The sequence below is a fragment of the Yersinia hibernica genome, from assembly GCF_004124235.1.
Lineage (GTDB): Bacteria > Pseudomonadota > Gammaproteobacteria > Enterobacterales > Enterobacteriaceae > Yersinia > Yersinia hibernica.
In genome coordinates, this window is sequence record NZ_CP032487.1 from 723,735 (window position 1) to 741,017 (window position 17,283).

Sequence of the window (17,283 nt, forward strand, 5' to 3'; positions counted from 1 at the left end):
TAAAATAGGAAAATAACTATGTCTTGGTATAAGGCAGGTAGCGTCACGTCCGTGGCTGGAACCAATATTATTACCGGCACCGGAACATTATGGAATAATCCCATATTTGGTATTGCTCCCGGACAGATGATTTTCGTTCCCGGCGCAGGTCAGGTTGTTATATATGAAATATTAGCTGTTGATAGTGATACGCAAATTAGAATAGCGAGCAGTTTAGATTTTTCTATTACTGATTCAGATTATGCCATTGTCACAACTGTATCTAACTCAATGTCTGATTTAGCTCGAAGGACGGCGGTTCAGTTGGCGTTATATCAAGGATTGTTACAGGATTGGCAGAATATAACTACCGGAATTGGTGATGTAACTATTATTGCACCTGATGGTTCTGAGGTGATAATTCCATCTCTTTCTCAAATGTCTCAGGATATCAGTAATAAGGTTAGCCAAGATGATTTAACGAATGGCTTATCTGGAAAGGCAGGAAATGGAGAAAACGCAGATATTACGGCGCTTAATGCGCTAACCAAGGCTATAGAAATCACACAAGGCGGGACTGGTAAGAATACATTAGCAGGTGCTCAATCAGCGCTGGGAATAGTTGCGGATGCTTTCGGTGCAAGTGGAATAGCCAATACGCCATGGTTAAGTTTAACGACTGCTGGCGGATGGTCAACCGCTGTAGGCTACTCGCTGATATATAGAAAAGTGCTTGGCATGCTGCAGTTGAAAGTCACGTTGTTTGCAACGTCTGTAGCTACAGGTTCCATAGTGGGGACCTTACCGGTGGGTTATAGGCCGACTCAAGTACATATCGTCACCCCATTTGGGCAGAGAGACACGTCTGCGGGTCTATACCCTATGAGGTTTATCGTTAATACGGATGGCAATATTTCCGTAACCCAATTCCAAGGTACAGGCGAAGTCTCCGGCACCTTTCTGATCCCATTGCAATAAAAGGCTGACCATGAAACTAAATCAACTAGACAAAGACGGTTTTTTTGAAGTGGACCATATAGAGGGGAAGCTACCGGACAACTGGACGTCTGACCTTGTTGGTAATGGCTATTACAACGCTCAATATCAAGGGGCGACAAGGAATAATGAAACGGGGGAGTGGTCAGGGGGTAAATGGGCGGAAACTGGAGGCCCTTCGGTTGAAGATATCGAGAGTATTAAACATATGCAGGTGGCTATTGCCAGCGCTGAAAAAGTCAGACTAATGTCTCACGCATCAGACATGATTGAAGCATTGTCTGATGAGATTGAGGGTCTGGATGAGAACGGTGATGATGTACCGGACAAACTCCGCACTGACTTAAAGGCGTGGAAACAATATCGGGTGAAGGTGAAAAACATCGATATTTCTCTCGCGCCTAATATCGAGTGGCCAGTATCACCAGAGGCTGATTTAACTGAAGCCTAAAATACAAAACCGGGCTTAATGTCCCGGTCTATTTTTTTTGTGCCAGCTAATTCATGGGGCAAAAATGGGGCAAAACATTTTCATATACGTGTAGATTTGTGCGTAGCTAAGCTTTTGAGGGTTGCGTTAAATGGCTGATATTTCGCGCTTGTGCAGGCAGGTGCAGAGTAGTGATACATAGACTCAACACTGAATAGACGTATTGAGCCACGTTGCCTCAGCCTCTCTAGATCAGTTTTTATAGGATGTACTGGTGCGGAGTGTAGCCCGTTTTACTATACCCGTCATCTTTCCCATCGCCGGAGTGTTGTCGGCGCTGGTGTACTCGAATTATTGACTGATTGTTGACTCTACATCAACCAGCTCGTCGCGATTAAGGCGCGGTGACTATCATTGCCACGCGGCGGTTTTCTGCTCGGCCTTTGGCTGTGCGATTATCGGCCACTGGCTCTAACTTACCCCGGCCGCGCACATCAATATTGGCTCGCGGGATACCAATGCCCGCCAAAGCATCAGCAACAGCGGCGGCTCGTTGGTAAGATAACTGTTGGTTATAACTGTCTTCCCCCGTCGCGTCGGTATGCCCATCGACTCGCAGGTGATTAATCCCCACATGGTGCAGGGAGCGGCCAATGTTTTGTACCGTCTCGACGCCAGAGGCATTTAATTTCCTGACATCACTGTCAAATAACACTTTATTAGCCAGCCCAAACTCCCATCCATTATCCGTTAATTTAAATCCTTGCTCCTGTAGCGCTGCAATTTGTTCTGGCGTCAGCCCTTGGTGCGGCTTGGCCTGACAGCCCACTAACACCAACAAACAAAGAGCGAAAAAGCTGATCCAAAGAGGATGTTTTTGGTGATTACTTTTTAAACCCAACATGTCATCTACCCTAAACTTTCTGTGTGTGTACTTTCTGGAATAAAGCCCGACTGATGAACAACTCCCCGCTCACAGAGCCGGAAACCTTTCTTTGCCTGATACATAGCTTCATCCGCGCGGTGCAATAAATCATCCGGCGTTTGGGCGTGATCAGGATAAATAGCAATACCAATACTGAGTGAAGTGACGATCTCCCGTCCATCAGGCAGCATGATAGGTTGCGTCATACTTCCGATAATATTGTCTGCGATAGTGAGCACATCATTAGTGTCATGAATCGGTGCCAGTAACACCGCAAACTCATCACCACCGAGGCGGGCGACTAAATCGGACTCACGCAATGAGGAGCGAACTCGGTCGGCAATAGTGGTGAGCACCACATCGCCTGCGGCATGGCCATAGCTGTCATTGATCTCTTTAAAACGGTCACCATCAAGGAATAAAACCGCAGCGTGTTCGTTAGATTGACAATCTTTAAGTGTGCGCGTTAACCGCCCTTCAAAGAAGGCGCGGTTTGCTAAACCGGTGAGGCTATCATGGGCTGCACGGTGTGCGAGTGAGTCATTTTCTCTCGTGAGATGTTCTTGCCATACTTCAAGCTCTTCCAGTAAGCCATTAAAATCGTGACTTAACTCATTTAGCTCTGCAATCTGTGCCGATGGAACACGCTGGCCAAAGCTGCGGTTGCGGCTGACATTATGAGCGACTTCAGTAATTCGATTCAGCGAACCAATAATGCCAAAGAGCATGCGGCGTGACAGGAATAACGCCACGGCGGTGCTGAGGAGCAGACACACCAAGAGGCCCGCTAATCCTTGCAGCAGAAACCGCAGCAGGCCGCCGCCATGGCCGACAACAACGACGCTGCCGATTTCATTCCCCGCATGAATGATAGGCAAGACCACGGGGTCGGGTAATGCCCAGCGAGCGAGGCTTTGCTCCACTTGGCGTATTGGGCCGTCGTCGGGTAGCGTCCATTGAGCGATGATCCGGCCATTAGCGTCCATAATCTTTGCTTCAGCGACTTCTTCATTAGCGGCAATCATTGAAAGCGCCTCACTCGCCACAACTGTATCCCCAAAAACAACAGCGGCTTCAGTGGTATAGCTGATTGAGCGGGCGATCAAATGCAGGTTATGGTCGGCATACACCCGCAGAGCAAATAGGGCGACTAAGGTCAGGAAAATACCGGCTGTTGCTACGGAGACCAGTGCCACAGTTAAATGTATTCTGCCCAATACGCGGCCGAGTGTGGGGAGTTTTGCCGCATTGGCTTGATTTTTGATCCGGCCAAGAGATTTATTTTTTATTGAACTCATAACGCGTCAGCCTTTTTACGGGCAAGTTGCAACACATTGGGATGAACTCGTACCCCGGCGCGTGCTAATGCATCCATATTGACTTTGAAAGAGGCTTGCTTGTCTTCCAGCAACAGACAAAACGCACTACCCAAGCTGCATTTGTCATAATTTTCGCTAATGGTGAGAACCGGGTATCCAGAGAGTTGAGCTGCCAGTTCTTGCCGTTGTTTGTCCTCTATGTTGCCCAGATAAACCACGTCACAGTTGCTTGCCAGCACAGCATTGGGCAGTGAATAACGCTGTACTTTAATCGGATGCGTGGTTTGCATTAATGCCGGATTAAAGAGTTCTTCAGCATAGTTCGTTGGGGTAATGACACATAAACGAATCACTGGCTGTGGGGCTGGCCAACGCGAATAACTGATAATTCCCAACACCATTTTTGTCGCAGCATCACTACGTTCATGAATAAGTTCTTCACTTAAATCATTTGCCGCCATTGAGGAGAATGATGCGAATAAAATTAAGAGCAACGATAATGTGAGGGAATAAGTCCGCCGCCAGAGACGCCGTGGCAAAGTGGGCTTAAGCAGAGAATGATATTTTTCATCGTTGGCGCCGTTGACTGCGCAAGTTGCAGTGTTCATTTTTGCGCTTCCTGATGGCGGCATCGCTCACATGTTAATGGCCGCAGTCGAATGGTAAATCGCCGCCAATCTATTATAAGAATTAATTGGCATAATAATAGTCGTGGTGTTGGTAATATGGGATTTATCTTAAATTCTCTTTGTAATAAATAAAAAAAGCCCGGCGAATGGCCGGGCTTGAGTTGTAGAGGCTGGGGATATCAGATGGAGTTTGATGTGCGGTTGAAGCGCCCAATAACCCATTTTTCCACTTCGACAATCAAGAAGATGGCGATAGAAACCAGCAGTGTTACGCCCCAGTAGTAAGCCGGTAATGGCTCGGTGCCGAAAGCGGTATTCATAAATGGCAGATAGATAATGGCTAACTGCAACAGAATTAGCACCCCAGAAACTAACCACAATCCCTTGTTCACAAAGACTTCTTTGTTCAGTGGGAATCTGTCCATAACCCGGCAGTTAAACATGTAAATCCATTGCGCGGTGACCAAAGTTTGCATCAGTACAGTACGGATAAATTCAGTGCTGTAGCCGCGTGGTTCCATATAGGCTTCCAGGGCAAAGGCGCTGCATGCAATCAAGGTACCGACGAATGCGATGCGCCAAATGGCATGGCCGTCTAACACATGTTTTGATGGGTCGCGCGGGTTGCGGCGCATGATGCCTCTTTCTGCCGGTTCAAATGCCAAACCGAAAGAAAGTGTGGTGGAGGTGGCCATGTTTATCCAGAGAATTTGCAGTGGCGTCAGGGGAATAACGGCTCCCACCAAGATAGCAAAGATGATTAACAGCCCTTGCGCCAAGTTGGTCGGCAACACAAACAAAATGGTTTTTTTCAGGTTGTCGTAGACACGGCGGCCTTCTTCAACCGCACTGGCAATTGTGGCGAAGTTGTCATCTGACAGCACCATATCGGCGGCTTCTTTGGTGACCTCAGTGCCCTTGATGCCCATGGCGATGCCGACATCGGCCTGTTTCAGTGCCGGTGCGTCGTTAACGCCATCGCCGGTCATCCCGACAATTTCACCTTTCTCTTGCAATGCTTTTACCAGACGCAGTTTATGTTCCGGGCTGGTACGGGCAAAAATATCATAACGAACAGCGGCTTCCGCCAGTTCTTTATCATCCATATGCTCCAACTGGCCACCGGTAATGGAGTCTTTCCCATTTCCTATCCCCAGCATCGCGCCAATGGCCATCGCGGTTTCTTGATGGTCGCCGGTTATCATCTTCACGCGGATTCCCGCCTGCTGGCAGGTGGCAATAGCGTCGATAGCTTCAGGGCGTGGTGGGTCCATCATGCCGGCGATGCCGACAAACACCATGCCTTGCTGGATATCACGGTGTTCTAACTCGCTAACCGCCTGTTCTGTTGGACGATAAGCTGCCGCCAGCATGCGCAGGCCCTGCTTGGTGTAGCGCGTCATCTCGGCATCCCAGTAATCACGGCGGAAAGGAATAACCCCTTTATCCGTCAGTTCTTGCTGGCAGAAAGTGAACAGCACATCTGGTGCGCCGGTCAGGAAAATACAGTTCTCGGCCCCAATCTGATGGCTGGTAGCCATATATTTGTAGGCTGAATCAAAAGGAATTTTACCGTGCTGAGTGACTTGGTCGAGCGCAATACCTGATTTGGCCGCCAGAACTTTTAAGGCCCCCTCGGTGGGGCCGCCCACGATAGTCCAATGACCTTGATCATTCTTTTGAATCTGGCTGTCATTACATAAATTCACCGCAGTGATAAATGTTTTTAACGGCCCGGCAAGAGAAGCTTGTTGGTCACTGCCCTCTGGGTAAATATTACCCACTGGCTCGTAGCTTTCACCGGTTACTCGGTAGCAATTATCAGCCAGAATCACCGCTTTGACGGTCATTTCGTTCATCGTCAAGGTGCCGGTTTTATCGGAACAGACGACGGTCATGGCCCCTAAGGTTTCGACTGTTGGCAGCTTGCGAATAATCGCGCGATTGCGCGCCATCGCCTGCACCCCGAGGGACAGAATAATCGAAATAATGGCCGGCAAACCCTCAGGAACAGAGGCGACCGCCAAACTTATCAAGGCTAGCAGCAGTTCATCGACCGGCAAGTCGCGCAAGATAAAGGCGAAGACGAACAAGAAGGCCATCATCACCAGAATTAGGATGAAAATCGCTTTGCCCAAGCGGTCCATCTGTTGCAGTAGCGGAGTACGTGTTGCTTCAACGGCCGACATCATTTGGTTGATATGGCCCAGTTCAGTATCACCGCCACTGGCAATCACCACGCCTTTCGCCGTGCCGGCACTGATCGTCGTCCCCGAGAACAACAGGTTTTTACGGTCACCAATCACTGATTCATTAGCAATAACTTCAATTTGCTTTTCAACAACAGTTGATTCGCCAGTCAGGATAGCTTCTTCAATCTGGAGGTTATGGGCTTCGAGTAACCGCAGGTCAGCGGGGATCTTATCCCCCGGCTTCAATGTGACGATATCACCCGGCACCAAATCCTGTGCGTCAATGGTTTTTGCGTTACCATCACGGATAACAACAGCTTTACTGGAAAGCATGTTTTGAATGCTTTTCAGCGATTTCTCAGCTTTATTTTCCTGAACATAACCAATTAATGCATTAATAACCGCCACACAAAGAATGATTATGGTGTCGACAGAATGGCCCATCAGGCCTTTGACCAGCGCTGCGGCTAATAAAATGTAAATCAGGACGTCATTAAAATGGGCGAGAAATTGCAGGAGTGGGTGCTTACTTTTTTTGGCAGGCAGCGCATTGGGGCCATATTGCTTAAGGCGCTCTTCGGCGTCTTGTTGGCTTAACCCTTCTTCGCGGCTATTGAGCTGCTGCAAAGATTCTTCCACAGTAAGTTGATACCAAGCTTTACCTTCTGGCGGCGAGGCAGTTTTATGGTTTGATGAGTTTTGCATTGAAAGAACCTTCTTAAAAATTAAAAATCTGAAGTCTATCTATCCGTTTTTTTATCTCATTACCGTTAAGGTTAACGGTGTAGGGTAGTGAATACTCTTCCGTGAAAATATTCAGTTCCTTAATTATTTGATTTTTATTGGAAGACAAAAAAATGATTCTGAATGATATATTTACAACAACAAAGTTATATTAAGCAAGGATAGTAGATTTTTATCAAAATAGTGTCTTGATCTGAGATAATAAAGTCAAAATATTTGGTCGCAAATAGTTGTTAACTCAGTGAATACTAAGCCATTACCTAGTGAATTATTCTGTTGTTCGCCATCTCCAGCCCCGAGAATGCCATCCAGCGTTTAAACTATCACCCAGAAATATTAATTTTCCATGACTATTCGTGCGTGTAATCGCTGGCTATCAGATGAAACTCTTAGTTAGTATGTCCTGCTGCCGGAACTAATGATGACTAAGCTAATCAGAAGTTGCGGTAAGCAAAATGCAGTAGCCAACAACCGGTGAGGAAACAGTGAGTATGGACAAGTGGCGATATCTGGCGATTGGCGTGTGTCTGGTGACGACTTCAGGAGTGGCATTTGCTGACTCCATTGATGCCCAACGGCAACGCTATCAGCAAGTTAAACTGGCTTGGGACAACAATCAGATGGATACCGTGGCACAATTGCTGCCAACGTTGCGCGATTATCCGCTGTATCCGTATCTGGAATACCGCCAGTTAACTCAAGATTTAAGCCAAGTGAGTGCGGCACAAGTGACCGATTTCCTGAGTCGCAACCCGACGTTGCCGCCAGCAAGTTCATTGTCATCGCGTTTTGTTAATGAATTGGCGCGCCGCGAGGATTGGCGTGGGTTATTGGCGTTCAGCCCGCAAGCCCCTAAACCGGCGGCGGCCCGCTGTAATTATTACTATGCCAAGTGGGCGACTGGCGAGCAGCAAGTGGCTTGGGATGGTGCCAGTGAAATTTGGCTCAACGGCCAGGCGCTACCGGGCAGCTGTGATAAATTATTCAGTGTCTGGCAGCAGGCCGGACATCAAACGCCACTGGCAACATTGGCCCGCATGAAGCTGGCGCTAAAAGAGGGAAATGCCAGTTTAGTCAGTTATTTACTCAAACAACTGCCGGCAGATTATCAGACTATGGGGACGGCACTGGCAAAATTGCAAAGTGACCCCGCCAGTGTCGAAAGCTTTGCCCGCACTGTCGGGCCGACCGACTTTACCCGCTCAGCCACCATCATTGCATTTACGCGATTGGCACGTCAGGACGTGGAAAATGCGCGCGCGATGATCCCAACCTTAGTGCGGCTGCAAAAAATGAGTGACAGCGAGAAGCTGGAATTGGAAGAGGCGGTTGCTTGGCGTTTGATGGGCAATGACGCGACTTACGACCAAGCCAAATGGCGAGATCAAGTCGCCTTACGTAGCCATTCCACGCCACTGCTGGAGCGCCGTATCCGCATGTCCTTGGGCAGTGGTGACCGTCAAGGATTGGCCGCATGGATGGCGCGTTTACCGGCGGAGGCGCAAAATAAAGATGAGTGGCGCTACTGGCGTGCTTCGCTGCTGTTAGAGCAAGGCAAGAAAGCCGAGGGCGAAGCCATCTTGCGCAGCTTGATGCAGGAGCGAGGTTTCTATCCCATGGTCGCCGCACAAAAACTAGGGGTTCCTTACCCGATTAATGTTGAAGTTGCGACCAAACCGGATGCATCACTGGCTCAGCGGCCGGAAATCGCCCGGGTGCGCGAGTTGATGTATTGGAATATGGATAATCTGGCGCGCAATGAGTGGAGTTATCTGGTGGCGAGCCGCAGCAAACCTGAGCAGGAAGCTCTGGCGCGTTATGCATTTAATCAGAAATGGGCCGACCTGAGTGTTCAGGCGACCATTGTTGCCAAGCTATGGGACCATCTGGAAGAGCGCTTCCCACTGGCTTGGCCGAAAGAGTTCCGTCAGGCGACGGAAGGCAAGGGCATCACACCAAGTTATGCTATGGCGATTGCCCGTCAGGAAAGTGCCTGGAACCCGAAAGCACAATCGCCTGTTGGTGCCACCGGCCTGATGCAAGTGATGCCACGGACTGCGGAGCACACGGTCAAACTGAATAATATCCCCGGCTACGTCAATAGCAGCCAGTTGCTCGACCCTGTCACCAACATTGAGATAGGCACCAGCTATCTGGAAGAGGTCTATCAGCAATTTGGCCGCAACCGCATTTTATCCAGCGCGGCTTATAACGCAGGCCCATCGCGGGTAAATACTTGGTTGGGTAACAGTGGTGGGCAAGTGGATGCCGTAGCCTTCATCGAAAGTATTCCATTCTCAGAAACACGCGGTTATGTAAAGAATGTCTTGGCGTATGATGCATTTTATCGGCATTTTATGAATCGCCCCGCTAAAGTGTTGAGTGATGCGGAGTGGCAAAGGCGGTATTAACCCTCTTCGTCCTTGAGGCTATCGGGGGGAGCTGCGCGCACTGACCTGTGGCTGCCAGCACTTTGGCGAAAGGTGAGGTTATGGTATGCTTCTGTACTAGTTAAATAGTATGGTTGCATATCATGACAAAACTACGATTGACCGACCCAAATCTGTCGACTGAGGATAATCAGCACTGGCTGACTTTTGTTGCGCTGTTGCAGGACGCGATTGCGCAAGACCTCCATCTTCCTCTTTTGCAGTTGATGCTGACACCTGATGAGCGCACGGCGTTGGGAACAAGGGTGCGTATCATTGAGGAGTTAATGCGCGGGGAACTAAGCCAGCGTGAACTGAAAAATGAATTGGGAGCCGGTATTGCAACCATCACCCGTGGCTCCAATAGCCTCAAAGCTGCCCCTCCACAGTTGAAAAGTTGGCTCGAAGCGCAGCTATTGACGGATAAAAACTAATTACGATGTCGGGCGCTGGTAAATTTCATTGTGAAACGGCACCAGTGCCAGCAACAGGGCCTGATGATAGACACTGGTGCGGCTCAATTTTCCATCGGTAAAAATGCCGATGGCTCCGCCCTGGTGTTTTACGTTCGATATTCCCGTTAAATCTGCCATTTCGTCGCCCAGCTCACGGCCTTGGCGAATCCCTTGCAATATAATATCGGGTAGCATCAAACTGGCAGAGCGGGATTCCCCCCGCAACTGTAAGTGCTCAATTACCATCCATGCAAAGGTCATGTTATCTTCAATACCTGCTTCAACTCCGACCCAAAAATCAGCTTCAGGGCGTATCTGACGTGCATTGCTCACGCGCTGTCTGGCACCGGTGCGTGTCTCAGTGCTGCCGATCGGCTGCAGGGGAACACCGCTATCGACATTCACACCTTCAATACGATATTGACCGGTACCATAAACGTCATCAAAAGCGAGGCTGATAGCCTTAATCTTTGCAGGGTTGGTAGTGGCGGCAACAACATGGTACATAATGAGTTCAATATCCTTAAAAATCGATGAGATAGGCAAATGTTTATTTCACGCAGTATAACGGAAAAATGACATGCTACAGGTATTTCTCGTGCGTCACGGCGAAACCGTATGGAACGCATCGCGCCAGATTCAGGGCCAATCGGACAGCCCACTGACCGAGGTGGGTGAACGTCAGGCGCACTTGGTTGCGCAACGGGTTAGCAATCAAGGAATCACACATATCATTACCAGTGACCTTGGGCGTACACAGCAGACAGCCAAGATTATCGCCGATGCTTGTGGCCTAAAAATGGTAACTGACCCACGCCTGCGTGAACTGAATATGGGGGTACTGGAAACGCGTCCGATTGAAAGCTTAACGCCGGAAGAAGAACAGTGGCGCAAGCAGATGGTCAATGGTACCCAAGGCGGCCGAATTCCTGGTGGCGAGTCGATGGCAGAGCTTGGATGGCGGATGCGCGCGGCGTTGGATAGTTGTCTTGAGCTCCCTGCTGGCAGTAAGCCGTTGCTGGTGAGCCATGGTATGGCGCTGGGGTGTTTGTTAAGTACATTGCTGGGGTTGCCCCCTCATGCCGAACGGCGCTTGCGGTTGCGCAACTGTTCACTATCTCGCGTGGATTATCAGGAAAGCCCGTGGCTGGCTTCTGGCTGGGTGATTGAAAGTGCTGGCGATACCGCTCATTTGGATATGCCAGCACTGGATGAGCTACAACGTTAACGCCGGATGGGAATGAGATACTCACACTTTAGCGAAGCCGGAGGCCCGTCTTTCGGCCTGCCATGGGGGAAGAAGCGCTCGATATCGTATCCACACCTGCGGGTTAGCTCTAACTGCGGCAAACAGGTGCCATACAGTGTCAGGATGAAGTCCTGCAACCCTTCTGGCGGCCCATCATAGCTAAACTGGACATACTCACCACCTTGTAAGATAACCGGTTGCCCTTCCTGCACATTACCCGGCACATGTTGGGGTTCAATGGCGGTGGTGTAGAAAATCTCTTGCTCGTCGTCTTTCTCCTGATTGGGGCGGGAGTGGTGCAAGCCATAAAGTACCGGGGGCAAATGGTCGGCGTCCCCCAAATACTGCTGCCAAAAATGCGCCCGCAACTCAGTACGATGAGTCGATATTTGCTCAAGCGTACAAGAGTAACTTTGTGTCAGCCCGACCAAATGTTGCTCAGGTAAAGAAATAAATTCAGGCTGAGGCAGAGTATATGACCCGAGTCGAATCGGCGGACATATCCCTGCTGAATGCCAATCTTCTGCTCGGCGGTACAATGCCGGTGTTTGCGCAAACTGTTTCTTAAAGGCTCGGGTGAAAGTTTGCTGCGAATCAAATCGATATTGCAGGGCAATATCCAGAATAGGGCGGCTAGTTAATCGTAATGCAACAGCGGCTTTTGACAGCCTTCTGGCGCGGATATACGCACCGATAGCATTCCCGGTGACATCCTTGAACATTCGCTGTAAATGCCATTTGGAATAGCCAGCTTTGGCAGCGACATTGTCCAACGCTAAAGGCTGGTCTAAATGACTTTCTAGCCAGCTAAGCAAATCACGAATGATACTGGCTTGATCCATAGATCTTCCTCGTAAAACGGCCTAAATTTAGGGTATTAGTCGTCATGAAAAGTATAGCTCTGGCGCATAGTAGCAACTTTTTATGCTCCCGACTGCTTAAGAATTTAGTGGTGTTGTGTGTTAAAAATGCATCTAAGATTTATAAAATGACTTTTTAACGAATGTTTTATTATTAGCGAAATTTTTTAACGTTGGATAACGTTATTCAGCGGCATGGAGTAAGTGTATGAAAAAAAATTGGATATTCCTTGGTTGCATGCTTTCTTTGGCGGCAATAACTGCCCATGCCGAGGAAATTGGCTCCGTTGATACGGTATTTAAATTGCTCGGGCCTGACCATAAAATTGTGGTTGAGGCCTTTGATGACCCTGATGTTAAAAATGTAACTTGTTATATCAGCCGGGCAAAAACCGGCGGTATCAAAGGTGGGTTAGGGTTGGCGGAAGATACTTCTGATGCTGCGATTTCCTGCCAGCAAGTCGGGCCAATTGAGTTAAGTGACAAAATTAAGAATAGAAAATCCGAGGGTTCGGTGGTTTTTCAGAAGCGAACTTCATTGGTGTTTAAAAAGCTACAAGTGGTGCGTTTCTATGACCCGAAACGTAATGCTTTAATCTACCTGACTTACTCCGATAGAATCGTCGACGGCTCACCGAAAAACGCAATCAGCGCGGTGCCCATTATGCCGTGGCGTGAACAGTAGAAAAGTAAAAAGCCAGCATTTTCAGCTGGCTTTTTTGTAGACATCAAGCAGAGGGTTACTCTTCCAAGTCACCACAGAAACGATAACCTTCGCCGTGGATAGTGGCGATGATTTCTGGGGTGTCTGGCGTCGATTCAAAATGCTTACGAATACGACGGATGGTGACGTCAACAGTACGATCATGCGGTTTCAGCTCGCGACCGGTCATTTTCTTTAGTAATTCGCCACGGGATTGAATTTTCCCTGGGTTTTCACAGAAGTGCAGCATGGCGCGGAACTCACTGCGCGGCAGCTTATAATGCTCGCCAGCAGGGCTTATCAATGAGCGACTATTGATATCCAGCTCCCAGCCATTGAATTTATAGCTTTCAACCAAGCGGCGCTCTTCGCCGACGCTACCCAAATTCATGGTGCGTGACAGCAAGTTACGAGCCCGAATGGTCAATTCGCGCGGATTAAACGGTTTGGTAATGTAATCATCGGCGCCAATTTCTAGCCCAAGGATCTTATCTACTTCGTTATCACGGCCTGTCAGGAACATTAGGGCAACACTTGCTTGTTCACGAAGTTCTCGTGCCAGCAACAGGCCATTTTTGCCCGGCAGATTGATGTCCATGATAACTAAGTTGATATCATTCTCAGACAAAATGTGGTGCATTTCTGCGCCATCATTGGCCTCATGAACAACATAGCCTTCCGCCTCGAAAATGCTCTTCAGGGTGTTACGAGTAACTATCTCGTCTTCTACGATCAGAATGTGCGGGGTCTGCATGTTTGCTACCTAAAATTGCCAACAAAATAGAAATAGGAAGTACAGAAGTCTTTGTTATATTAGGATTTTTATTGACTAGTTACTCGTCATCCCGTTCATCACATGACTAAAGTACGTAAACGCGTTCTTGATGCACTTTCCATCAACGTCAACAACATCACTAGCTTGGTCGGGGTGTGACTCCCTACAGCCCCAAAGGTGACAAAAGCGGCGCATATCCTAACCCTATTAACAGCAATATAACAGTGTGAGCCGAATCTACCACCCAACAAAACTACGCTTTGTTGACATATATCAAATTCAATTGTAGCACGTTAACACTTTTGTGAAAAAGACTTACAAGAATACCAGCTTAAGCGATAGTTGGTTAAATTTTGTGATCGATTCAGTGTTATTAATATTAAAAATTGTGCATCAGAGGTAACAAAAAAATGATTTTTCTAATTGGTTGATTTTTATTGTTTAAAATCAATATTGTCTGGGCATCATGCCGATAAGTCGACTTTCCCTATTAGAGGCCTATTTCGCCTGAAAGCATTAGAAGAATTATCATTAATGTTAGTTAAATGTAAACTTAAGTGGCAAAGTTTTCAATTTTGTTGCTTTTAACCTCATTTTAGCCAATGACGGGCTGGAATAGGGCGAATTTGTTTCTGATTGGATGTGTTTCTATCATGGCGCTCCTCTCGGGTTTAATCAGCGGATTAATTTCCAGTGTTCGTATTTCCTCTTAATTGAGTAAAAAAACCATAAAATACATTATGCTGATTAACTGTGTTTTTATGGTTTTAATATCTGAATTTTTTGCTCTGATTTTGTTTTTATCGTCTGATTATCCCCATCTGATGAGATAATAACTCACCCGGGAGTGGTTAGTTTCTTTGGCTCGGCGATGGAAAAAATTTGACTTGAAGGGCCGATTGCTTTAACCAATAGAGGTAGAAACATATTATTTATGAGACAGACAGACGAATGCGATACATCAGCCTGAACACAACAATTATTACCACCACCGAAACCACAGGTTACGGGGCGGGCTGACGCGTACAGGAAACAACAGAAAAAAGCCCGCACCTAGACAGTGCGGGTTTTTTTTTCACTCAAATCTTTGCAAAAAAGTTTGCGATAAAAAAGCGCGAAAGCGGGAGAGAACCAGAAATGCGAGTGCTGAAATTTGGCGGGACATCAGTAGCAAATGCAGAGCGCTTTATGCGTGTTGCGGATATCATTGAAAATAATGCGCGTCAGGGGCAAGTGGCTACGGTGTTGTCCGCTCCCGCCAAAATTACCAATCATCTGGTCGCGATGATCGACAAAATGGTTGCCGGGCAAGATATCTCGCCGAATATCAGTGATGCTGAGCGGATTTTTTCCGAGTTGCTGCGTGGATTGGCAGATGCTCAACCGGGCTTTGATTATGAGCGCTTAAAAGCGCTGGTTGCTCATGAGTTTGCGCAACTCAAGCATGTTTTGCACGGGATATCATTGCTTGGCCAATGCCCGGATAGCATCAATGCCGCCATTATCTGCCGTGGTGAAAAGCTGTCCATTGCTATCATGGAGGCGTTATTCCAAGCTAAAGGTTATCAGGTCAGCGTTATCAATCCGGTTGAAAAATTGCTGGCGCAGGGCCATTACCTTGAGTCTACCGTCGATATCACGGAGTCCACCCGCCGCATTGGTGCCAGCAGTATCCCAACTGACCATATCATTCTGATGGCGGGTTTCACTGCCGGGAATGACAAAGGCGAGTTAGTGGTGCTGGGGCGCAATGGTTCTGACTATTCTGCTGCGGTGCTGGCCGCCTGTTTGCGCGCTGATTGTTGTGAAATTTGGACTGATGTTGATGGCGTTTATACTTGCGACCCACGGGTAGTCCCCGATGCTCGATTACTGAAATCGATGTCCTATCAAGAGGCGATGGAGCTTTCTTACTTTGGCGCTTCAGTCCTTCACCCCCGCACTATCGCCCCCATCGCCCAGTTCCAAATTCCTTGCCTGATTAAAAATACCTCGAACCCACAAGCCCCTGGCACCCTGATTGGCGGGGAAAGCAGTGATGATGGTTTCCCGGTGAAAGGCATCACCAACCTGAATAATATGGCCATGATTAACGTGTCTGGCCCCGGCATGAAGGGCATGGTCGGCATGGCAGCCCGCGTTTTTGCCGTGATGTCTCGCAGCGGCATTTCAGTGGTGCTGATAACTCAATCTTCTTCTGAGTACAGCATCAGTTTTTGTGTGCCTCAAAGTGAGTTAACCCGCGCCCGCAGAGCATTAGTAGACGAATTTTATCTGGAATTGAAAGATGGCTTATTAGAGCCATTGGATGTGATGGAACACTTGGCGATAATTTCGGTGGTTGGCGACGGCATGCGCACTCTGCGTGGCATTTCAGCCCGCTTCTTCTCCGCATTAGCCCGCGCCAATATTAATATTATTGCGATTGCACAAGGTTCGTCCGAGCGCTCCATTTCGGTGGTGGTCAGTAATGATGCGGTCACTACCGGGGTGCGTGTTTGTCACCAGATGCTGTTCAATACCGACCAAGTGATTGAAGTGTTTGTCATTGGTGTGGGTGGCGTCGGTGGAGCATTAATCGAGCAAATCTATCGCCAGCAGCCTTGGCTGAAACAGCGCCATATCGACTTGCGCGTGTGTGGGATTGCCAACTCCAAAGCGATGCTGACCAATGTGCACGGCATTGCGCTGGATAATTGGCGTCAGGAACTGGCTGAAGTCAAAGAGCCGTTTAACCTAAGCCGCCTGATTCGCTTGGTCAAAGAGTACCACTTGCTCAATCCGGTGATTGTCGACTGTACTTCCAGCCAGGCGGTTGCTGACCAATATGCTGATTTCCTGGCAGATGGTTTCCACGTGGTGACGCCAAATAAGAAAGCCAATACCTCATCAATGAATTACTACCGCCAGATGCGCGCCGCGGCGGCAAAATCTTGTCGTAAATTCTTGTATGACACTAACGTCGGTGCGGGTTTGCCGGTTATCGAAAACTTACAGAATTTGCTTAATGCCGGTGACGAACTGATGCGTTTTTCTGGCATTCTATCAGGCTCACTGTCCTTTATCTTCGGCAAGCTGGATGAGGGGATGACCTTGTCTGAGGCCACATTGCAGGCCAAAGCTCTGGGTTATACTGAGCCTGACCCGCGTGATGATTTGTCTGGAATGGATGTTGCGCGTAAGTTATTGATTTTGGCCCGTGAAGCAGGGTACAAACTTGAGCTGGCTGATATCGAGGTTGAATCAGTTCTACCCGCCAGTTTTGATGCTTCTGGTGATGTCGACAGCTTCCTCGCTCGCCTGCCGTCACTGGATGCCGAGTTTACTCGCCTAGTGGCTAATGCTGCTGAGCAAGGCAAAGTATTGCGTTATGTCGGCGTTATCGAAGAGGGGCGTTGTATTGTTCGGATGGATGCCGTCGATGGTAACGATCCACTGTATAAAGTGAAGAATGGTGAGAATGCGTTGGCGTTCTATACCCACTATTATCAGCCGATTCCGTTGGTGCTGCGCGGCTATGGCGCGGGCAATGATGTGACTGCTGCTGGGGTATTTGCTGATCTTTTACGCACATTATCATGGAAGTTGGGAGTTTAAA

At 48.4% G+C, this 17,283-nt stretch carries 15 protein-coding genes, 1 pseudogene and 1 other annotated feature; of the genes and pseudogenes, 9 read left to right on the top strand and 7 right to left on the bottom strand.

The window, feature by feature from the left end:
- The first annotated feature begins 18 nt into the window (after positions 1–18).
- Together D5F51_RS22695 and D5F51_RS03515 are read left to right on the top strand one after the other, a co-directional pair.
- Positions 19–957 carry a hypothetical protein gene (locus tag D5F51_RS22695; protein ID WP_245994879.1) on the top strand — a complete coding sequence of 313 codons (939 nt, stop codon included), beginning with the start codon at positions 19–21 and terminating at the stop codon, positions 955–957.
- A gap of 10 nt (positions 958–967) precedes the next feature.
- Complete coding sequence (locus D5F51_RS03515) at positions 968–1,426, top strand: tail fiber assembly protein (protein WP_129195626.1); 459 nt, start codon at positions 968–970, stop codon at positions 1,424–1,426.
- Positions 1,427–1,799: 373 nt separating this feature from the next.
- Here the strand turns inward: D5F51_RS03515 and yfiB are convergent, their stop codons facing one another.
- From yfiB to D5F51_RS03535, 4 genes are all read right to left on the bottom strand, one after another.
- Positions 1,800–2,309: an outer membrane lipoprotein YfiB gene (gene yfiB, locus D5F51_RS03520; RefSeq protein WP_025379580.1), complete on the bottom strand. Its 510-nt coding sequence runs from the start codon at positions 2,307–2,309 to the stop codon at positions 1,800–1,802.
- A 5-nt stretch (positions 2,310–2,314) separates the two neighbouring features.
- Positions 2,315–3,628 (bottom strand): diguanylate cyclase DgcN/YfiN, encoded by a 1,314-nt coding sequence (gene dgcN / locus D5F51_RS03525; RefSeq protein WP_162301678.1) that lies wholly within the window; start codon positions 3,626–3,628, stop codon positions 2,315–2,317.
- Positions 3,625–4,257: a regulatory sequestration protein YfiR gene (gene yfiR / locus D5F51_RS03530; protein WP_129195627.1), complete on the bottom strand. Its 633-nt coding sequence runs from the start codon at positions 4,255–4,257 to the stop codon at positions 3,625–3,627. Before yfiR ends, dgcN begins: the two co-directional genes overlap by 4 nt.
- A gap of 200 nt (positions 4,258–4,457) precedes the next feature.
- Positions 4,458–7,175, bottom strand: coding sequence for a cation-transporting P-type ATPase (locus D5F51_RS03535; RefSeq protein WP_025379577.1), 2,718 nt, complete (start codon positions 7,173–7,175; stop codon positions 4,458–4,460).
- A 530-nt stretch (positions 7,176–7,705) separates the two neighbouring features.
- Between D5F51_RS03535 and sltY the strand changes: the two genes are divergently transcribed.
- The gene (gene sltY / locus D5F51_RS03540; RefSeq protein ID WP_025379576.1) at positions 7,706–9,625 is read left to right on the top strand and encodes a murein transglycosylase; all 1,920 of its coding nucleotides are present in this window, start codon (positions 7,706–7,708) and stop codon (positions 9,623–9,625) included.
- Between the two features lie 122 nt (positions 9,626–9,747).
- A complete protein-coding gene (trpR, locus tag D5F51_RS03545) occupies positions 9,748–10,077 on the top strand; it encodes a trp operon repressor (protein WP_025379575.1) in 330 nt (109 codons plus the stop codon).
- Here the strand turns inward: trpR and yjjX are convergent, their stop codons facing one another.
- Positions 10,078–10,605 carry an inosine/xanthosine triphosphatase gene (yjjX, locus tag D5F51_RS03550; RefSeq protein ID WP_025379574.1) on the bottom strand — a complete coding sequence of 176 codons (528 nt, stop codon included), beginning with the start codon at positions 10,603–10,605 and terminating at the stop codon, positions 10,078–10,080. It abuts the gene before it with no gap.
- A gap of 73 nt (positions 10,606–10,678) precedes the next feature.
- Between yjjX and gpmB the strand changes: the two genes are divergently transcribed.
- Positions 10,679–11,326, top strand: coding sequence for a 2,3-diphosphoglycerate-dependent phosphoglycerate mutase GpmB (gene gpmB, locus D5F51_RS03555; protein WP_025379573.1), 648 nt, complete (start codon positions 10,679–10,681; stop codon positions 11,324–11,326).
- On the opposite strand, the gene robA is transcribed toward gpmB, so the two are convergent.
- On the bottom strand, positions 11,323–12,189 hold the full coding sequence (gene robA, locus D5F51_RS03560; RefSeq protein WP_129195628.1) for an MDR efflux pump AcrAB transcriptional activator RobA: 867 nt from the start codon (positions 12,187–12,189) through the stop codon (positions 11,323–11,325). The two genes, gpmB and robA, sit on opposite strands and share 4 nt — an antisense overlap.
- A gap of 226 nt (positions 12,190–12,415) precedes the next feature.
- Between robA and creA the strand changes: the two genes are divergently transcribed.
- Positions 12,416–12,892 carry a protein CreA gene (gene creA / locus D5F51_RS03565; RefSeq protein ID WP_025379571.1) on the top strand — a complete coding sequence of 159 codons (477 nt, stop codon included), beginning with the start codon at positions 12,416–12,418 and terminating at the stop codon, positions 12,890–12,892.
- 55 nt (positions 12,893–12,947) lie between these two features.
- Here the strand turns inward: creA and arcA are convergent, their stop codons facing one another.
- Entirely contained in the window at positions 12,948–13,664 is a 717-nt protein-coding gene (gene arcA / locus D5F51_RS03570; protein ID WP_004706052.1) for a two-component system response regulator ArcA, read from the bottom strand.
- A gap of 102 nt (positions 13,665–13,766) precedes the next feature.
- Between arcA and yjjY the strand changes: the two are divergent.
- The 3 genes and pseudogenes from yjjY to thrA all read left to right on the top strand — a co-directional run.
- Positions 13,767–13,841: pseudogene (yjjY, locus tag D5F51_RS22700) on the top strand (protein YjjY); the annotation flags it as partial.
- 795 nt (positions 13,842–14,636) lie between these two features.
- Positions 14,637–14,705: a thr operon leader peptide gene (thrL, locus tag D5F51_RS03575; protein WP_002231504.1), complete on the top strand. Its 69-nt coding sequence runs from the start codon at positions 14,637–14,639 to the stop codon at positions 14,703–14,705.
- Positions 14,644–14,762 (top strand) — a sequence feature (Thr leader region). Its footprint overlaps the gene before it by 62 nt.
- 60 nt (positions 14,763–14,822) lie before the next feature.
- Positions 14,823–17,282: a bifunctional aspartate kinase/homoserine dehydrogenase I gene (gene thrA / locus D5F51_RS03580; RefSeq protein ID WP_129195629.1), complete on the top strand. Its 2,460-nt coding sequence runs from the start codon at positions 14,823–14,825 to the stop codon at positions 17,280–17,282.
- Position 17,283 lies beyond the last annotated feature (1 nt).